The following is an 18,554-nucleotide window of genomic DNA, read 5'->3' as shown; positions in this document are numbered from 1 at the left end:
TAATATATAATCAACTATTTAAGGGAAGTAGAAGTAACGAGGACTTTTATGAATTAATATCCTATACCTTAACTGTTATGAATGAAAAGGAAGAGTAAATGAAACTGTTATTTAAGTTAGCTAAGGACAATTTAAAAAGAAATAAGGAAATATACATTCCCTATATATTGACTGTAGTTTTATCGGTAGTTTTCTTTTATTTGACTTTAAACTTATATTTTAATAAAAGTATAAATTTAGATTACGGCTATAATACATTGAAAATACTATTATATATTACTGCCGTGGCTATAGCAGTTATGAGCTTAATATTTAATATATATATTAATAGCTTTCTAAATAAAAGAAGAAGTGTAGACTATGGTGTATATGATTTACTGGGAATGGACAAAAGGCATATTAAAAAGTTAATATTTATTGAAAATATCATTCTTAACATAGTTAGTATTACTATAGGGATATTTTCTTCTATAATACTGGATAGATTAAACTTTCTAATAATTTCAAGAGCATTAAATTTTGAGTCTACCTTAAAGTCCGCCTTAAGTTTAAAGGCTGTTATTATTACAATTATAGTTTTTTTCCTAATTACATTTACTTCAATTATATTAACAAGTTACAAGGTTATTAGGCAAAATGGACTTGATATTTTAAATGTTAAAAAGAAGGTGCAAAGGAAATCCGTCTTAAGCGTATTAATGGCTATAGTTGGAATTATTTTTATAGTTATTGGATATATAATTGCAGTTATCTTAGAACCAAGTAACCTTATGGCAGTAGAATACGCTTTCTTAGACGGAGTCAATCTTGTATATATAGCATTAGTAGCTGTTATATTTGTTATTATTGGAACCTACTTAATATTTCAAGGGCTTATAGTTTCAATATTTAATTATTTTAAAAAAAGAAGAAATATATACAAGAAAAACAATAATTTTATAGCGATTTCCAACTTATCCATTAGAATTAAGGAAAATGCTGTAAGCCTGGCTACAATTTGTATATTAAGCTGTATGATAATAGTTACCCTCTGTATGAGTATAATAGCCTATGTAGGATCTGTTTACAATGTAGAGCCTTATGATATTGTATATGGTAGTTTTAATGAAACTGATAGTTCTAATATAGATAGTGCTTTTAGAAAAGATTTAAAAAACAACAAGCTAGAAATAGAAGATTTTAAAAAATTTGAAGTAATGGAAGGAATAGCAACTTATCCGGGATTAGATAATAAAGACATTATAGACATTTATAAATCTGAAGGACAATCATATATTAGTGCAATAAAAATGTCCGATTATAATAAATTAGCTGATGAAAAAATAGAATTAAGGGAAGATGAAGTTGTTTTACTTGCTAATAATTTATTTGACTATGAGGCTATTATAAATACTATTAAGGAAAATATAAATATTTTTGGTAAGGATTTTAAGTTAAAAGAAGAAAGTTTGGCTGAAGATGAAAATTTAGAGTATTATTTTTATAATTTAACATTGGTTATTCCAGATGATTATTTTGACTATATTAAAGAAGAGTTTGTATATGACCAACTAGATGATGGAAGATTTAAAAACAAGGAAGGAGAAATAGTTAATGACGCTCCAATACAGAATTATTTCATAGAGCAAAGTTATAATCTTAGTGGTGATAAGGCAGAGAAAAAAGCCTTCTTTGAAGATTATTTTTCAGAGAATTCTAAGATTAACTCCGTTAGTGAAGTAGCTAGTGAGGGGTTTTTAATAAATATAAATAGTATATATTTAGGTGATCAAGTTGGAATGGGACCTTTTGTAGTAGTGGGTGTTTATTTAACAATAATTTTCTTAATTAACTTCCTTATAGTAGTCTACTACAAACAGTTGTCAGAAGGGTACGAAGATGCTGAGCAGTTTAAAAAACTCTACAAGGTAGGTCTTACTAAAGATGAAATAAATACTACAATTAATAAGCAAATAACCATATTTTTCTTTCTACCCTTATTAGTAGCAACAGTTCATTATATTTTTGTTATTAATATAATAAAATTATTCGCCTTAAGTTTTGGAATAATATCCAGTAATAAAATACAGATGATAGTTTTAATAACATTGTTACTATATATAATAATTTACTTTATAGCCTATTTAATCACATCGAGAAAATATAGAAATATAATTATAAATAGAAGTGAGAAAATAGTTTCCTAGAAGAAGCAATTTCAGTTAAATATAAACATTAGTAGAAAATTAATAATTTATAAAAGAATAGAAAAGATTATTTAAAAGGATACATATATAATTGTGTATCCTTTTCTGTATAATGAAAAAGAAATTGTTAATTATATATTATTGATTGACTTATAATAAAACGTTATATTATAATTGAATATATAATAGGGGAAAAGGGGTAGAAATATGAGTTATAAACTAGTATCACAACCATTAACGGAAGAACAAATTAAAATGGTAAACGATATCATTGTAAAAAATGGTAGCACTAAGAAAGATATACTCAATACCTTAATAGAATTACAGGATTCTTTAGAGGCAAAGTATATTGGGGAGGAAGTTGCAACTATTGTTTCGGAAAAAATAGGAATTCCACTAGTTGAGTTATATGATATATTAACTTTCTATGACATGCTTAGTACTAAACCAAGGGCAAAATATAAAATAGAGGTTTGTACATGTGCATCTTGTTATTTAAATGGAAGTGACTCATTAGTAGATATTGTAGAAAGAAATCTAGGTATTAAATTAGGGGAACATACCGATGATTGGCTATTTGAATTTGAAAAATGTTCATGTGTTGGAGCTTGTGAAATTGGACCAATTATAAAAATTGGAAATGATATTTATGGCAATTTAAATGAGAGATTAGTTGCTAGTATTATTGGTGAACTTAGGGACAATAAGGATTTATAGGAGGATAGAATGACTAAAACAATAGAGTTAATTACAGGTACCGTAGATAAATCCTATATGCATTCTATAGAGGACTATAAATCTCATAGGGGTTTTAACGGTCTTCACAATGCTGTAAAAATGGATAGGGAAGATATTATACAGGAAATAATAGACGCTAAGCTATTAGGTCGTGGTGGTGCAGGTTTTCCAACAGGAATAAAATGGAGGCATTTATATAGTATAGAAGGAGAACCTAAATATATTGTTTGTAATGCCGATGAAGGAGAACCGGGAACTTTTAAAGACAGGTTATTTATGAAAAAAGATCCTTTAATTGTAATTGAAGGAATGTTAATTTCTGCATATGTATTTGGTTCTAAGGAAGGTTACATATATATAAGAGGAGAATATAGAGGATTATTTGAAGGTTTTGAATTAGCCTTAAAAAATGCTAGAGAAGCAGGTTACCTAGGAAAAAATATTCTAGGTATTGAGGGATTTGATTTTGATATTAATATAATATCGGGAGCAGGTGCCTATGTTTGTGGAGAAAACTCAACTCTTTTAAATTCTATTGAGGGACAGGCAGGAAGACCTAGGGTAAAACCACCTCGTTTAGCAGAAGTAGGCTTATTTGGTAAACCAACTTTAGTAAATAATGTAGAAACTTTTGCAAATATTCCAATTATTTTAGATAGAGGGGCAGAGTATTATAGGTCAGTAGGAACAGAGGAAAGTGGAGGATCTTTAATAGTTTGTACATCAGGTCATGCGAAAAATAGACACTATGTTGAAGTTCCAGTAGGAACAAATTTAAAGGACATAATTTATGATGAAGAATTAGCAGGGGGAACTTCTACAAGGAAGCCTGTTAAGTTTGTTCATATTGGAGGACAATCGGGGCCACTTGCTTTTCCGGAGCAATTCGATATATCCTTTGACCATATATCTTTAAGAAATGCAGGACTTTCAATAGGTACAGGTGCTATTGTCATAGCAGACGAATCAGTGTGTTTAGTGGATTATTTAAAGAAGGTATTTGAGTTTTTTATAGATGAGTCATGTGGTAAATGTAATCCTTGCCGAGAGGGAAACCAACAAATGTATATACTATTAGATAAATTTAGTAAAGGCGAAGGAACAGAAAAGGACATAGAAACTATGAAGAACTTAGCTGAAGCTATGATGCAAGCCTCTTTCTGTGGACTTGGACAAGCTGCACCAACAGCCTTAATGTCTGCCTTAACCCATAGAGAATCGGAGTTTTTAGCTCATGTAGATAAGGAATGTAGTAAATGTTTCAATAAGGAGGTTATGTAATGAGTACAGAGAGCAATAAAAATATAACTATAAAAATAGATGGAATAGATGTTACAGTACCTTCAGGAACAACAATACTAGAAGCAGCTAAAAAAATAGGGGTACATATACCAACACTTTGTAACCATCCGGATTTAACAGCTAAATCAACATGTAGAATTTGTGTTGTAGAAGATACAGGAAGTAGAAGATTAAAAACTGCCTGTAATCAACCGGTAGATAGCTGTAAGGAAATAATTACAAATAGTAAAAGGGTAAAAGAAGTTAGAAAAACCATTTTACAATTAATATTGGCAAATCATCCACAGGATTGTTTAAATTGTATAAGAAATCAAAAATGTGAGTTACAGGAATTAACACAAAAAGAAAATATAATGGATAATCCCTTTGAAAGAATTTATGAGCCAGTTCCTATTAAGGATGATAATCCTTCTTTAGTAAGGGATAATAGCAAGTGTATAAAGTGTGGAAGATGTGTTCAGGCTTGTGAAGAAATTCAAGCAAGTAAGGCTATTGGCTTTAACGGAAGAAGTAAGGACTATAGTATAGGACAAGCCTTTGACAAAGCTACAGATGAGTCAACCTGTGTACTATGTGGGAAATGTATTACAGTTTGTCCAGTAGGTGCCTTAAGGGAAAAAGATGATACTGAAAAAGTATGGGATGCCCTAGCAAATGAAAATAAATTTGTAGTATTTCAAACAGCACCATCTGTAAGAGTAGGTTTAGGAGATGAATTTGGATATAGTGCCGGTGAAATAGTTACAGGTCATATGGTTGCAGGAATAAGAAGATTAGGAGCCGATAAAGTTATAGACACTAATTTTAGTGCCGATTTAACTATAATGGAAGAGGGAACGGAGTTTTTAGGACGACTTACAAATGGCGGAACATTACCGATGATTACTTCATGTAGTCCAGGTTGGATTAACTTTGTTGAGAAAAACTATCCTGACTTAATAGATCATCTTTCAACTTGTAAATCACCACAACAGATGTTTGGGGCTATAACTAAAACATATTATGCAGAAAAATTAGGCGTAGACCCTAAGGATATGTTTGTAGTTTCTGTAATGCCTTGTATTGCAAAAAAATATGAAAGTAAAAGACCTGAAATGGATGCATCAGGCTATAGGGATATAGATGTAGTTTTAACAACTAGAGAATTAGCTAGAATGTTTAAGGAAAACGGACTGGATATTAGTGAATTAGAGCCGGAAGATTATGATTCTATAATTGGTCATGGTACAGGAGCAGGTACTATTTTTGGAACTTCCGGTGGAGTTATGGAAGCGGCTTTAAGGACTGTTTATGAAGTTGTAACAGGGGAAGAATTAGCTAGTGTTGATTTTGAAGCAGTTAGAGGACATGATGACTTTAAAGAAGCAGAGGTACAAGTAGGAGATATTCCTGTTAAAGTTGCTATTACAAGTGGACTGGCAAATGCAAAAAAACTTTTAGAAAAAATAAGAAAAGGAGAAGCAGACTACCACTTTATTGAAGTAATGGCCTGTCCAGGAGGATGTGTTGGTGGAGGTGGACAACCTTACACAATTAAACACGATGCCAGAGAGGACAGAATGGAAGGTCTATATAAGGATGATAAGCAACATGATATAAGGAAATCCCATGAAAATCCGGAAATAAAGGAAATATATGAAGAATTTTTAGGAGAGCCAAATTCCCATAAAGCTCATGAATTACTTCATACACATTACAGGAACAGGTATACAAAAGCATAAATATTTAAAGGCACAGATAAAAAGTCTGTGTCTTTTGTTATATAATAATAGGTAGCAAAAATAAAAAGCAGGTATACTATGAAGGATGAAAAATTAAATTATATAATAGAAAATTCAATAGGCAATATTGCTCAATTTGTAAGTTTTGCCAATAATAAACCAAATTATATACATATAAACAATCACAAGAACAAAAATAATAGTCCCAAGTTCTTAGTAGAGGAATTACTTAACTCCTCTAAAAGTCATTCTGTTAATATTAGGAGTTATGGAGAAAAAAACACAAAGGGACATAAGTTAATTTACGGCTTAAAAATTGAAGATATAGATGAAATTATTAATATAATTGAAAAAAATAATAGGGAAAATCTTGTTTCAATAGTTAATGAAACTATAGATATTAATGACGGTGGAGTTTCAGGTGTAGTAATGGGTGACCTAATAGAGTTTTCACCAAAGGACACTCCAAAAGCAGTGGAAAAAGAAGGAATATGCTCCCTTCCTAGAGAAGTTGGATTTAACATTCTAGAAAGGGTGTATGGTTTTAAACCGAAAATTAATTTTGATAAAAATTATAGAGTAGAGTTTAGTATTCATCCTAATAAAGAAGGGGTTTTAAAAGAACATACTATAATTTGGGAATATGAAAAATTTCAAGGTAATTCTACGGAAAAAAGAATAATATGGCCAAATAATTTTTCTAAATTTTTAGGAGATAAGGTTTTTGGACTTTTAATTTTAGACAGTCTTGGTTTTGATGTACCCTATACTACAGTAATTAATAGAAATGTAGCACCTTTTTCCTTTGGTAAAAAGACAGGCTCTTTTGAAAAATGGATAAGAACAAGTCCCATTGAAAAAGAAGCAGGTAAATATTTTACAGGTAAGGGCTGGGTAGACCCTTTTATATTAATAAATGAAGAAGAAAAAAAGGGGAAAGAGGATATTAACATTGCTTCACTTTTATCACAGGATGCTGTAGAAGGAATATACTCAGGAGCTTCAATAATAACAAAGGAAGAAAGTGTTATTGAAGGAGTAAAAGGCCAAGGTGATAATTTTATGGTTGGAAAGAAAAATATTGAAGAATTACCAACTGAAATTTTAAATAAATTAGAAGAATTAAACAATAAAATAAGAAGCTATTTTTCTTATTTAGGGGAAATAAGTATAGAATGGGTTTGTGATAATGAAAAAGTTTGGCTAGTTCAAATGAACCAACTAAAGAAGTATTATGGTAGGGATATAATTGTAGAGGGAAATCCTAAATACTATAAAAAGTTTTTCACATCTGAAGGCTTAGAGTCCTTAAGAGAGGAAATTGAAAGTATTAAGGATAAAAATATAGGAATAGAATTACTTGGCAATATTGGTATAACCAGCCATTTTGGAGATTTATTAAGACAGGCAAATATTCCATCAAAAATAAAGAGAATAGATTAAAATATTTGGAGGTAGATTATTAAAAAGTATATTTTTAAAATATATGCTGTAATATCGGGACTATTAGTAGCAGGCTACATATTTTCACAATATTTAAAGAATAATTTTTTTGCTGAAGATTTAGACATAGGAGAAAAGTTAGAAAAAATCTATAACTTAGAAACATTTCAAGCTATTTGTACTTTTTTAATACTTGCTTTAGCTATGATTTTTGGATATATTTCATATAAGTATTTTTCAAAAGAGGAGCTACTTAAAAAAACAGGAGCATATTTACTGGGAATTAGTATAGTAGTGGCAATAATATCCTATATATTAAAAATTGAAATTTTCTATAATTTGGTTTTAATAATACTAGTAGCTATAGCAATAATAGCAAATTATTTTGCCAGATATTTTTCTAAAAAAGAAACAGCAAAAAGACAGGGTGGAAAATAAATAAAACACAAGGTTTTTATACTATAACCTTGTGTTTTGTTTATATAAAATAAGCTCTTATATTCTTTGAAAAAATCTTTACCTAGAGAATTTTATTTCCTTACTTCTATTTCAGGAAAGGAATTATATTCCTTATCTAATAGATATATATCAAGAATGGGACTGTTCTTGTCGGCTTTTTTAGTAATAATCTTAGGGTCCTTTATACCACTTTCTACTTTTAATTCGTATTCCCTTATATTTGAAGTATTTTCTGAAAATATTATAATAAGAGTCTTTTCTTTAATAAAGTTATAAATTCCTATTTCTCCCATTTCTGCATGGCCATTAGTTGGTTCAATACCACCCATATAATTATCCTTAAGAAAAATATCTAAATAAATATCTCCCTTATATTTACTTAAATAGGCACTGTAATTACCATCCTTGGTTTTTTTCAGTAAAGTATATTCTTCTTTTTGGCTATACTTGTTATTGAAATATTTTTCAGGAGTAATGCGAGAAACTTTGTACTGGACTAATCCTACTAGTGCAATAATTCCTAAAAATATAAAAATAATAATTATCTTTTTCTTTAATTTCATAAGCAACTCCTAAGGAAATATATTTTTATAACCTAAATAATTATATATATTATATTTAATGTACTTACTTATTACAATACTATTCTTTTATATTTTCAAATTGAGCCTTGTAGAGCTTACTATAATAACTATCTTTTCTATTTAAAAGCTCCTTATGGTTTCCTACTTCAACAATATTTCCATTATCCATAACTAAAATTTTATCGGCTTCCCTAATAGTTGAAAGTCTATGGGCAATAATAAAACTGGTTTTTCCTTTCATCATATTTAAAAAGGCAGTTTGAATTTGACTTTCTGTTAAAGTATCAACAGAGCTAGTAGCCTCGTCTAATATTAACATTGGAGGTTTACTTATCATAGTTCTGGCAATTGTTAAAAGTTGCCTTTGTCCTTCTGATATTTTTAATCCTCCTTGTCCTATAAGAGTATTATAGGAATTTGGTAATTTCTCTATAAAGGAATGAATAGAAGATGCCTTACAGGCTTCAATTATTTCCTTATCTGTAGCATTAGGATTTCCAAAGGTTAAATTGTCCTTTATTGTACCGTCAAAAAGCCAAGTGTCCTGTAGAACCATTCCAAAGGATTTTCTTAAGGAATCCCTACTGTAGTTTTTTATGGGAACATTATCAATGGTTATTTCACCTGAATCTACATCGTAGAATCGCATTAATAAGTTAACCAAGGTGGATTTTCCCGCACCGGTTTTTCCTACTATAGCAATTGATTCTCCCGGTTTCACCAAGAGATTAAAGTTTTCAATTAAAGGTTGGTTTTTTACATAGGAAAAATAAACATTTTTAAATTCAACTTCTCCAAATAAATTTTCTTTATTTAATATATTATTACTGTCTGGAGTTTCCGGTTTTTCATCTAATATTTCAAAAGTACGTTCTAATCCGGCTAAAGCAGATTGAATTTGTGTCATTATACCTGATAGTTCAATAAAGGGTTTTGAAAACTGTGTAGAATAAATTATAAAGCTGGAAATAAGTCCTACAGTAACATTGCCAATATTGTTTAAAACCAATAAGCCTCCAACTAAGCCTATTGATAAGTAGGTTATATGATCAACAAATCGTGATAAAGGGTTAGTTAAAGAAGAAGCGAATTGAGCTTGTTTTCCAACAGTATATAACTTACTATTTATATTTTCAAAAGTTTTTTGGGACCTATCTTCATATTGGAAAGCCTTAACTATTTTTTGATTGCCTACAATTTCAGATATATAACCAGAAATATTACCAACGATTTTTTGTTGAGTAACAAATTTATTTTGACTTGTCTTAGCAACTATATAATTTACAATAAAAATTAAAATAGTACCAATAATTACAACAAGGGTTAGGGAAATACTAAGTAATAACATTGTAATTAAAGAGATTATAACTATTGTCATTCCACTGAAAATATTATTGAAAATAGCTGTTGTAGCTTCTGAAACATAGTCTAAATCATTTGTAAACCTACTAAGGATGTTGCCGTGGGAAGTGTTGTCAAAATACTTTAAAGGTAAAGTATTTAAATGATTAAACATATCCTTTCTTAATTCAGCAACAGATAGGTAAGCTACCCTATTTCCCAAAACTTGAACAAACCACTGTGACACTGCATTAATAACAATTAAAATAGCTATAAGGCCAATAATCTTAATAAGTAGACTTAAATCTACTTTGCCAAGTCCAATCATTGTATCGACAGATTTACCAATAAAATAAGTAATTAAAACAGAAGTAGCTCCACAAATAATTCCGGAAAAAAGAGCAAAGAGTATTTCTTTTTTATATATTTTCAAATAAGGAAAGAATCTTTGAAAAATCTTTTTATTCATTACAATTCCTCCTTTTCAATTTGAGATTTAGCAATAGCCTCATAGGTTTTAGATGTTTGTAGGAGATTTTCATGGTTGTTAAAACCGTCTTGTTTACCATCGTTTAATACTAAAATTTTATCAGCAGACCTAACAGAACTTATTCTTTGGGAAACAATTACAAAGGTAGTTTCATGCATATATTTATTTAGTGCATTTCGTAAATTTAAATCCGTCTTATAATCTAAAGCGCTTAAAGAATCATCTAAAATTAAAATATCGGGATTTTTAATAAGGGCTCTAGCAATGGTAATTCTCTGTCTTTGACCACCGGAAAAGTTCTTTCCTCCGGCTAGAACCTTATAATCTAACCCTTCTGGTAAAGATTTTACAAAATCGGCACATTGGGCTATTTCTAAAGCTTTCCAGCATTCATCGTCACTGGCATTTTCTTTTCCCCATAGTAAATTACTTCTTATAGTTCCAGTAAATAAAACTGAATTTTGGGGAACAACTCCAATATGATCTCTTAACACTTCTAAAGTATAGTCTTCAATGTCTTTATTATTTATTTTCAAATTACCCTTATTTATATTATAAAAACGTGGAATTAGTTGAATTAAAGCACTTTTTCCACTTCCTGTTGGACCAATAATACCTAAGGACTCCCCTTGTTTTAAAACAAAATTAATGTCTTTTAATGCATATCCACTTTTTTCTGTATATTTAAAAGCTACATTGGAAAAATTTAAAATTTCATCTTCCTTCTTCCAAGAAGCGGATTGACCTACTAAATTAGTAACAGAAGGCTCAGTATTAAAAATTTCATTAACTCTATGGGCAGAGGCAAAGGCCCTTGTAAAAATAACCACTAGATTTGCTACAACAATTAAGGCGAGTAGCATTTGAGTCATATAATTTATTAAGGCGAGGACTTCACCCTGTTTCATACCACCAATATTTACTTGCTTACCACCAATGTAGAGAAGAAATATTATTGCACTATTCATAATTAAGGTAGTAACAGGATTTAAAAGTGCTGATATATTTGCAACGGTTTTATAGGATAAGGCTAAATCATCTGTAACAGAACCTACTTTTTTTGATTCTTCATCTTTTTTAGCAAAAGCCCTAATAACTCTAACTCCACTTAGGTTTTCGTTAACAACTAAGTTTAGAGAGTCTAACTTTTCTTGAACTCTTTTATATAAGGGAACAGTTTTTTTCATAATGAAAAACAATAAAATACTAAATAAGGGTAAAGTAATTACAAAAATCCAAGCTATTTTAGGATTGATTATAAAAGCCATTACAATAGAGCCAATACTTAAAAAAGGTGCCCTAACAACTAATCTAATAAGCATGGCTAAGGCTAATTGTAATTGATTAATATCGTTAGTTGTTCTAGTAATTAAAGTTGAAGTACCGTATTTGTTAATTTCAATATGGGAAAAACTGTTAATTTTTTTCATCATTTCATTTCTAAGTTCAGTTCCAAATCCCTGAGAAGCAATAGAAGAAAAGTACTGGCAAATAAGTACACAAAACAAACCTATTAAAGTCATTACAAACATGGCAACAGCCATTTTTATAGTAGTGTCTATATCCTTGTTGTTAATTCCTTCATCAATTAATTTTGCCATAAAAATAGGCAGCAATAATTCAAAGACAGCTTCTAAGAATTTGAAAAATGGACCAAGTATTATTTGAATTTTATATTTTTTTGCATATTTTAAAAGAGAAAACATAAGAATCTCCTTTCCTTATTATCTTTATATTCTACGCTAAATGTAATGTATTTCAAAGTCCATATTACAAAATTGTTAGGAAATTCAAGAAGAATATATGATATTATAATAGTTGGACTAGAGGAAGAATAGAAAAAGGACTAAGGTTAGAAATATGAAGAAGAAAATTTTAATAGTTTTACTAATAGTGGCTATTTTAAATATAGGAATTATAAAAAATAATACAAAAGCAGACAGAGTAGTAGAGGAAAATACTGAAGAAACATCTATGGAATTAGAACTTTTAGGAGATTTATCTAAAGGCAATGAAAGAAAAAATGGCAATCCAAAAAAACCGTTAGATATAAAAACCTATGTTAAACTCGACAACCATGCAGTTCATCCTAGGGTTATTTATGATGAAAGTAAACAATTTAATTACCCATGGATAATGGTATTTACACCCTATAGTTTTATGGATGACCAAAAGGAAAATCCCAGTATAGTAGTATCGGAAGATGGGGAAAATTGGTATATTCCCGAAGGAGTGGAAAATCCTATAGTTGGAAAAATCATACCTCCAAATACCCATTATTCAGATCCGGATATTTTTATAAATGGTAAGGAAATTGAATTATGGTATCGTCAAAGTGACAAGGAAAAAAGATTGTCTAGACTATGTAGAATAAAAACTAAGGATTTAATAAATTGGTCTAAAGAAGAAGTAATATTTGATTATGGCACCGGTGGCTATGGATACGGTGCTTCAACAGTAGTTTTTAAAGACGGTGAATACAATCTTTACTATAGAAATCACATGTCCTTTAATAGTGAAGGGTATGTATACAGAAAATCCAAGGATGTAAAAAACTGGACAGAACCTGTAGAAATAAATTTTGATTATGGTCCAAAGTGGAGTAATTTTCATGCATGGCATATTGAAATTGATTATATTAAGGGAAATATTATGCTTTAAATATGGCCTATCCAGAGAATAAGCCAGAAGGAGCTTTACTATTTGCCTTTGAATCAGAAGATGGGATTAATTTTAAAAATCCGGTAAAGGTAATCCAACCAACAAAAGATGGATTTGATAATAATAATATTTATAAATCATCATTAGCAATGAAGGATAATGAAATCTATCTTTATTATTCCGCCTTTGCAAAGGATAAACAAAACCATATAGGCCTTCTAAAAGGACCAACATTTATGGACCTTGTACCTATAGAAGGAGCAGCTAGGGGTTATATAAGTTTAAGAAAAATATTTATTTTGGGAGTAGGAGCTGTTGCTGTAACAGGTATAGGAGTAATTTATTTTAAAAGAAGGAAAAAATAATAGTAGATATGTAAAAAGCAAAGTAATAATTAAAACTTTGCTTTTTTTATTTAGTCATGGTAATATCCCTTATTCCATTTTTCAATAAACTCATCAAAAATATCTTCTTTTTCATAAGCATCTTTATTTTCCAAGGCAGTAATCTTTTCTATAATTTTTCTATTTTCTTCAGTATTTTCAAAAGAAGTTTTTATAAATTCGTCGATAATATCGAACATTAAAAATTCTCCAATAATTTTTCCACCAAATCCTAGTATATTGGCATTGAGATGTTTTTTAGCGTAAACGGCAGAGGTCATATCCCTTACTAAAACTGCCCTTGCGCCATTAACTTTATTAGCAGCAGTTGTAATTCCTACACCAGTTCCACATATAACAATACCTAAATCAGCCTTATTAGAAACTACTAAATCTGCAACTTTTTTTCCGTATATTGGATAATGAGTACGGAAATTGTCGTAAGTACCAACGTCAATTACTTCGTGACCTTTAGATTTTAAATAGTCTGATACAGCAATTTTATGGGCTGTAACAATATGATCATTTCCTAGAGCTATTTTCATAATAATATTCTCCTAACACATTTTATTTAACATATCTACCCTTACTTGATGTCTACCGCCATCATACTTAGCATTAATAAATTCCTTAACTATATTTTTTGCTACTTCTATTCCAACTATTTCGGAACCTAGAGTAATAATACGGGCGTTATTATGTCTTCTAGTCATGTAGCCTGTTCTTTCGTCAGATACTTCAGCAGCAACTAAACCTTTAAATTTAGTTATAGCCATGAAACTACCAGCACCATAAGCGTCAAATAATATACCTAAATCGTTAGAATCTTCACTATTTAATAATGCTTCTCCTAAGTTTTTGGAAGATTCTACAAAATCTTCACTTGGCTTAATAGATAGATCAACAATTTCAAAATCTAATGTTTTTAAATATTCTTTTATAATATTTTTTAAATTAAAACCATCAAAATCAGAACTTAAATATACTTTCATCTTTCCTCCTATATAATTTTTGTAATAGACTTATATTTTTTTAACAAATCTTCACTTATATGGTTGTCAGTTATTAAATAATCTATATCATATAAATCATAAAATTCGTAAAAATCTTTTAAATCCAGTTTAGTATTATCAGCAACTATATATTTTATTTCTGCCTTATCTAAAATATATTTTTGTAAAAGACCTTCTTCTTCGTTAGAGTTAGTTACGATGTTATTATAGATTCCGTTTACACCAATAAAACTTTTTTGAACATTTATTTTAGAAATCATATCTATTGAAATGCTGCCAACAAATGCTCCGGTTCTACTTCTGTATTTACCACCTATTAGAATAAGTTCAAATCTATTATCATCTTTAAACTTTTCAAATAGATAATATGAATTTGTAATAATTCTAGCAAAGTTACAGTTGATGAATTCATAAGACTGTTCTATAGTAGTTCCAGGACCTAAAAAAATTGTTTCATTATCTTTAATTTGAGAGGCGATTTTTTTGGCAATATCTGTTTTAAGCTCTTTATTTATATTTTGTTTAACCTTATGACTAAGTTCGCTTTTACTAGTATTCTTATCTTCGCTTAATTTAGCACCACCATGTATTCTTACTAAAATACCTTCTTCTTCCATTTCCTTCAAATCTCTACGTATGGTCATTTCAGAAACTTTTAGTTTTTCACTAATTTGAGTTACTTTTACTATGTTGTTGGCATTAAGCATTTTAACAATATAATTTTGTCTTTCTATTTTTAACATTTCTCCACCTCGGCAGTATTTGTTCGAAAATGTTCGTATTAATAAAATAACATTATATTAAGTATCTGTCAATAATTAAAATAAACTGATTTTAATTAGATATACTATTGACATCTAGATGAAAACGATATAATATATAAACATAAAGAAACAAAAACAAACTAAAAGAAACAAAAAAGGAGGGTGAAAATGAATAAAGAGGAAGTGGGATTAATAGGTTTTGAAATAGTTGCTTTTGCAGGAGAAGCTAGGTCAAAATTATTAACAGCACTAAACGAGGCTGAAAAAGGTAATTTTGATAGAGCAGATGAACTAGTAGAAGAAGCTAATAAAAGTATTTTGGAAGCTCATGCTTCACAGACAAAAATGTTGGCGGCTGAAGCAGGTGGTGAAGATATTGAATTAGGCTTTATTATGGTTCATGCACAAGATCATTTAATGACTACTATGTTATTAAAGGACACGATTAAACATTTATTTAATATTTATAAGAAAAAATAAGGATTTTAGGAGATATGTATGAAAAGTTTAATTAGATTTATAGAAAAGGCTAAGCCAACATTTGAAAGAATATCTAATAATGCGTATTTAAGAGCAATAAGAGACGGATTTATAACCTTAATACCTGTAATTTTATTTTCGAGTATTTTTTTATTAGTATCAGCTATACCTAATATTTGGGGATTTTATTGGCCTGATAATGTTAATAGTATAATAATGAAAGCTTATGATTTTTCTATGGGTATATTAGGAATTTTACTTGCAGGAACAGTTGCAAAGAGTTTAACTGATAACTTTAATGGGAAAATGCCCAAAACAAACCAAATAAATAGTGTTTCTGTAATGATAGCAGCAATTATTGGTTTTATAATTGTAAGTTTAGATCCAATAGAAGGGGGAATTTCATTAGGATTTGCAGGAACTAAGGGATTATTAACCTCCTTTGTAGTAGGCTTTTTTGTTCCAAATGTTTATAAATTTTGTGTTAAAAACAATATAACAATAAAAATGCCTGAGGAAGTTCCGGCAAATATTTCTCAAACTTTTAAAGATTTAATTCCAATTACATTATCAACTGTAATATTATGGATATTTGATTTTGTATTTAGAAATTTTATAGGAATGGGATTTGCAGAATGGGTAATCGTATTATTCCAACCTATTTTTACAGCAGCTGATGGTTACGCAGGCTTGGCTTTAGTTTTTGGAGCTATGGCGTTTTTCTGGTTTGTAGGAATTCATGGACCATCAATAGTAGAACCGGCAGTATCTGCTATTTACTTATTAAATGTTACAGCTAACTTAGAAGCTTTTCAACAAGGAGAGCATGCTACTAAAATATTATCCCAAGGGTTACAATATTTTGTTGCAACATTAGGTGGAACAGGAGCTACTTTAGTAATAACCTTTATGTTTGCATTTATAGCAAAATCAAAACAGTTAAAGGCTATAGGAAAAGCCTCATCAATACCTGTAATATTCGGTGTAAATGAACCTGTATTATTTGGAGCACCATTAGTATTAAACCCGGTATTTTTTGTTCCTTTTATTTTTGCACCAATTGCTAATGTTTGGTTATTTAAATTTTTTGTAGAAAATTTAGGAATGAACGGATTTTTATACAATTTACCATGGACATTCCCAGGACCGGCAGGATTAGTAGTAGGAACGGGATTTGCAGTAAAATCCTTTATATTAGCAGCCTTGTTATTAGTAGTTGATTTTATAATCTATTATCCTTTCTTTAAGGTGTATGATAAGGATTTAGTTGAAAAGGAAAAAAATGCTACTATAGAATCTGAAGAAGAAAAAGTTGAAGAAGTTATAGAATATAAAAATTTAGATTCAAAAGATAGTAAGGCAGTTCTTGTACTTTGTGCAAATGGAGCCACAAGTGGAATGTTAGCCAACGCCATAAACAAAGGTGCTACTGAAAACAATATTCCTGTAGAAGCAACAGCTATGGCTTATGGACAACATAAGGATATAATGGACAATTTTGATTTAATAATTCTAGCACCACAAATGGGCTCTATGTTAGAAGAATTAGAAAGTGAGGCAAAAGTATATTCTACTAAGGCAGTATCAACATCAGGAGCAGAATACGTTGCCTTATCAAGGGATCCAAAAGGCGCAGTAGACTTTGTCTATAAGAGTTTAGATAAATAGGAGTATAGTATGACAAATAAATTTCCAAGGGATTTTATATTTGGAGCAGCTACAGCGGCTTATCAAGCTGAGGGAGCGACTAATGTAGATGGCAAAGGTAAAACTTATTGGGATGATTACTTAAAAGAGAAGGGATATTATGACCCTTCCGTATCAAGTGATTTTTATCATAAGTATCCAAAAGATTTAGAATTATGTAAGGAATTTGGAATTAATGGAATAAGAATTTCTATAGCATGGACAAGAATATTTCCAGAAGGAAATGGGGAAGTTAATAAAAAAGGAATTGAATTTTATCATAAATTAATAGATAAATGTATAGAAGAAGGAGTTGAACCTTTTGTAACATTACACCATTTCGACACACCATATCCATTATATGAAAAAGGAGATTGGTTAGCTCAAGAAACTATAAATAACTTTGTAGAATTTGCGAAGGTTTGCTTTGAAGAATATGGAAATAAGGTTAATAAATGGATTACTATTAATGAACCTTGGTCTGTGGTAGCTGGGCAATATATAATAGGACATTTTCCACCGAATATAAAATATGATTTACCAAAAGCGATACAAGCTATGCATAATATGATGGTAGCCCATAGTAAGGTTGTAAATTTATATAAGTCTATGAAACTTTCCGGGGAAATAGGAATAGTTCATATATTAGAGTCTAAATATCCAATAACAGATTCAAAGGAAAATAAGAAAGCATCCTTATATGAAGATACTCTAGCTAATAGATTTATGTTAGATGCTACATTTAAGGGAGAATATGACAAAAAAACTATGGATATAGTTTTGGAAATATTAGAAAAGCATAATGGTAAATTAGAAATTAATGATTTAGATATGAAAGAAATAAAAGAAGCATCTAAAAAAATAGATTTCTTAGGTATAAATTATTATGCAAGCCACTTCTTAAAAGCCTATGACGGAGAAAGCAATATATTTCACAATGGAACAGGAGAAAAAGGTACTTCTATCTTTGCATTAAAAGGAATTGGAGAAAGAGTTACTAACCCTGAAATACCAACAACTGATTGGGAGTAGTTAAAATAAAAGACAAAAGTCAATAATATCAAGGTTTACAGGCTTTCAAAATCATCAACTGGAACGAAATTGGGTAAAAAAGTTTTTTAGAATAATAAGATAAATAATGCCAAGTGGATTGCAAATAGGGACACCATAGAGATCTTGTTAAAAGAATCTATGGTGTTTTTTGTATTTGCATTTATATTTATCTTATGAATATAAATACATTTCTAAAGGTATCGAATTCGAGACGGTTAGAACTCGAGTTATGGATTTGCTTATGAAAGAC

The 18,554-nt window shown here is 29.6% G+C and carries 17 protein-coding genes; 11 read left to right on the top strand and 6 right to left on the bottom strand.

The features are described from left to right. The first annotated feature begins 98 nt into the window (after positions 1-98). The 6 genes from WAO56_RS03270 to WAO56_RS03245 all read left to right on the top strand — a co-directional run bounded on the left by WAO56_RS03270 (position 99) and on the right by WAO56_RS03245 (position 7,828). Positions 99-2,186, top strand: a complete 2,088-nt coding sequence (locus WAO56_RS03270; RefSeq protein WP_422143755.1) for an FtsX-like permease family protein — start codon at positions 99-101, stop codon at positions 2,184-2,186. 207 nt (positions 2,187-2,393) lie between these two features. Then, positions 2,394-2,903, top strand: a complete 510-nt coding sequence (locus WAO56_RS03265) for an NAD(P)H-dependent oxidoreductase subunit E (protein ID WP_422143754.1) — start codon at positions 2,394-2,396, stop codon at positions 2,901-2,903. Between the two features lie 9 nt (positions 2,904-2,912). Beyond that, positions 2,913-4,205: a complex I 51 kDa subunit family protein gene (locus WAO56_RS03260; RefSeq protein ID WP_422143752.1), complete on the top strand. Its 1,293-nt coding sequence runs from the start codon at positions 2,913-2,915 to the stop codon at positions 4,203-4,205. Then, the gene (locus WAO56_RS03255; RefSeq protein ID WP_422143751.1) at positions 4,205-5,947 is read left to right on the top strand and encodes an NADH-dependent [FeFe] hydrogenase, group A6; all 1,743 of its coding nucleotides are present in this window, start codon (positions 4,205-4,207) and stop codon (positions 5,945-5,947) included. Before WAO56_RS03260 ends, WAO56_RS03255 begins: the two co-directional genes overlap by 1 nt. Positions 5,948-6,025: 78 nt before the next feature. Continuing rightward, entirely contained in the window at positions 6,026-7,390 is a 1,365-nt protein-coding gene (locus WAO56_RS03250; RefSeq protein ID WP_422143750.1) for a hypothetical protein, read from the top strand. A 204-nt stretch (positions 7,391-7,594) separates the two neighbouring features. After that, a complete protein-coding gene (locus tag WAO56_RS03245; RefSeq protein ID WP_422143749.1) occupies positions 7,595-7,828 on the top strand; it encodes a hypothetical protein in 234 nt (77 codons plus the stop codon). 92 nt (positions 7,829-7,920) lie between these two features. On the opposite strand, the gene WAO56_RS03240 is transcribed toward WAO56_RS03245, so the two are convergent. The 3 genes from WAO56_RS03240 to WAO56_RS03230 all read right to left on the bottom strand — a co-directional run bounded on the left by WAO56_RS03240 (position 7,921) and on the right by WAO56_RS03230 (position 11,970). Next, entirely contained in the window at positions 7,921-8,412 is a 492-nt protein-coding gene (locus WAO56_RS03240; protein WP_422143748.1) for a hypothetical protein, read from the bottom strand. Between the two features lie 79 nt (positions 8,413-8,491). Then, positions 8,492-10,243 (bottom strand): ABC transporter ATP-binding protein, encoded by a 1,752-nt coding sequence (locus WAO56_RS03235; protein WP_422143747.1) that lies wholly within the window; start codon positions 10,241-10,243, stop codon positions 8,492-8,494. Beyond that, positions 10,243-11,970 (bottom strand): ABC transporter ATP-binding protein, encoded by a 1,728-nt coding sequence (locus tag WAO56_RS03230; RefSeq protein ID WP_422146266.1) that lies wholly within the window; start codon positions 11,968-11,970, stop codon positions 10,243-10,245. Before WAO56_RS03230 ends, WAO56_RS03235 begins: the two co-directional genes overlap by 1 nt. A gap of 154 nt (positions 11,971-12,124) precedes the next feature. Here WAO56_RS03230 and WAO56_RS03225 point away from each other — a divergent pair, with 154 nt between their 5' ends. Further along, a complete protein-coding gene (locus tag WAO56_RS03225; RefSeq protein ID WP_422146265.1) occupies positions 12,125-12,925 on the top strand; it encodes a hypothetical protein in 801 nt (266 codons plus the stop codon). Between the two features lie 2 nt (positions 12,926-12,927). After that, positions 12,928-13,290 (top strand): hypothetical protein, encoded by a 363-nt coding sequence (locus tag WAO56_RS03220; protein WP_422146264.1) that lies wholly within the window; start codon positions 12,928-12,930, stop codon positions 13,288-13,290. 50 nt (positions 13,291-13,340) lie between these two features. Here WAO56_RS03220 and lacB read toward each other — a convergent pair whose 3' ends face one another. The 3 genes from lacB to WAO56_RS03205 are packed head-to-tail and all read right to left on the bottom strand — an operon-like array spanning position 13,341 to position 15,064. Further along, a complete protein-coding gene (lacB, locus tag WAO56_RS03215; protein ID WP_422143744.1) occupies positions 13,341-13,853 on the bottom strand; it encodes a galactose-6-phosphate isomerase subunit LacB in 513 nt (170 codons plus the stop codon). A 12-nt stretch (positions 13,854-13,865) separates the two neighbouring features. Then, the gene (gene lacA / locus WAO56_RS03210) at positions 13,866-14,300 is read right to left on the bottom strand and encodes a galactose-6-phosphate isomerase subunit LacA (protein ID WP_422143743.1); all 435 of its coding nucleotides are present in this window, start codon (positions 14,298-14,300) and stop codon (positions 13,866-13,868) included. An 8-nt stretch (positions 14,301-14,308) separates the two neighbouring features. Beyond that, entirely contained in the window at positions 14,309-15,064 is a 756-nt protein-coding gene (locus tag WAO56_RS03205) for a DeoR/GlpR family DNA-binding transcription regulator (protein ID WP_422143742.1), read from the bottom strand. 189 nt (positions 15,065-15,253) lie between these two features. Here WAO56_RS03205 and lacF point away from each other — a divergent pair, with 189 nt between their 5' ends. From lacF to WAO56_RS03190, 3 genes are read left to right on the top strand one after another with little or no spacing between them, the layout of a single operon-like run. Next, the gene (gene lacF / locus WAO56_RS03200; protein ID WP_422143741.1) at positions 15,254-15,565 is read left to right on the top strand and encodes a lactose-specific PTS transporter subunit IIA; all 312 of its coding nucleotides are present in this window, start codon (positions 15,254-15,256) and stop codon (positions 15,563-15,565) included. 18 nt (positions 15,566-15,583) lie between these two features. Then, complete coding sequence (locus tag WAO56_RS03195) at positions 15,584-17,233, top strand: PTS transporter subunit EIIC (RefSeq protein ID WP_422143740.1); 1,650 nt, start codon at positions 15,584-15,586, stop codon at positions 17,231-17,233. A 9-nt stretch (positions 17,234-17,242) separates the two neighbouring features. After that, positions 17,243-18,283, top strand: coding sequence for a family 1 glycosylhydrolase (locus WAO56_RS03190; RefSeq protein WP_422146263.1), 1,041 nt, complete (start codon positions 17,243-17,245; stop codon positions 18,281-18,283). Positions 18,284-18,554: the final 271 nt, after the last annotated feature.

It is taken from the genome of Miniphocaeibacter sp. (assembly GCF_049276255.1).
Classification (GTDB): Bacteria; Bacillota; Clostridia; order Tissierellales; family Peptoniphilaceae; genus Miniphocaeibacter.
Note: the sequence above shows the minus strand (reverse complement) of the source record. Positions and strands in the feature narration are given on the sequence as shown.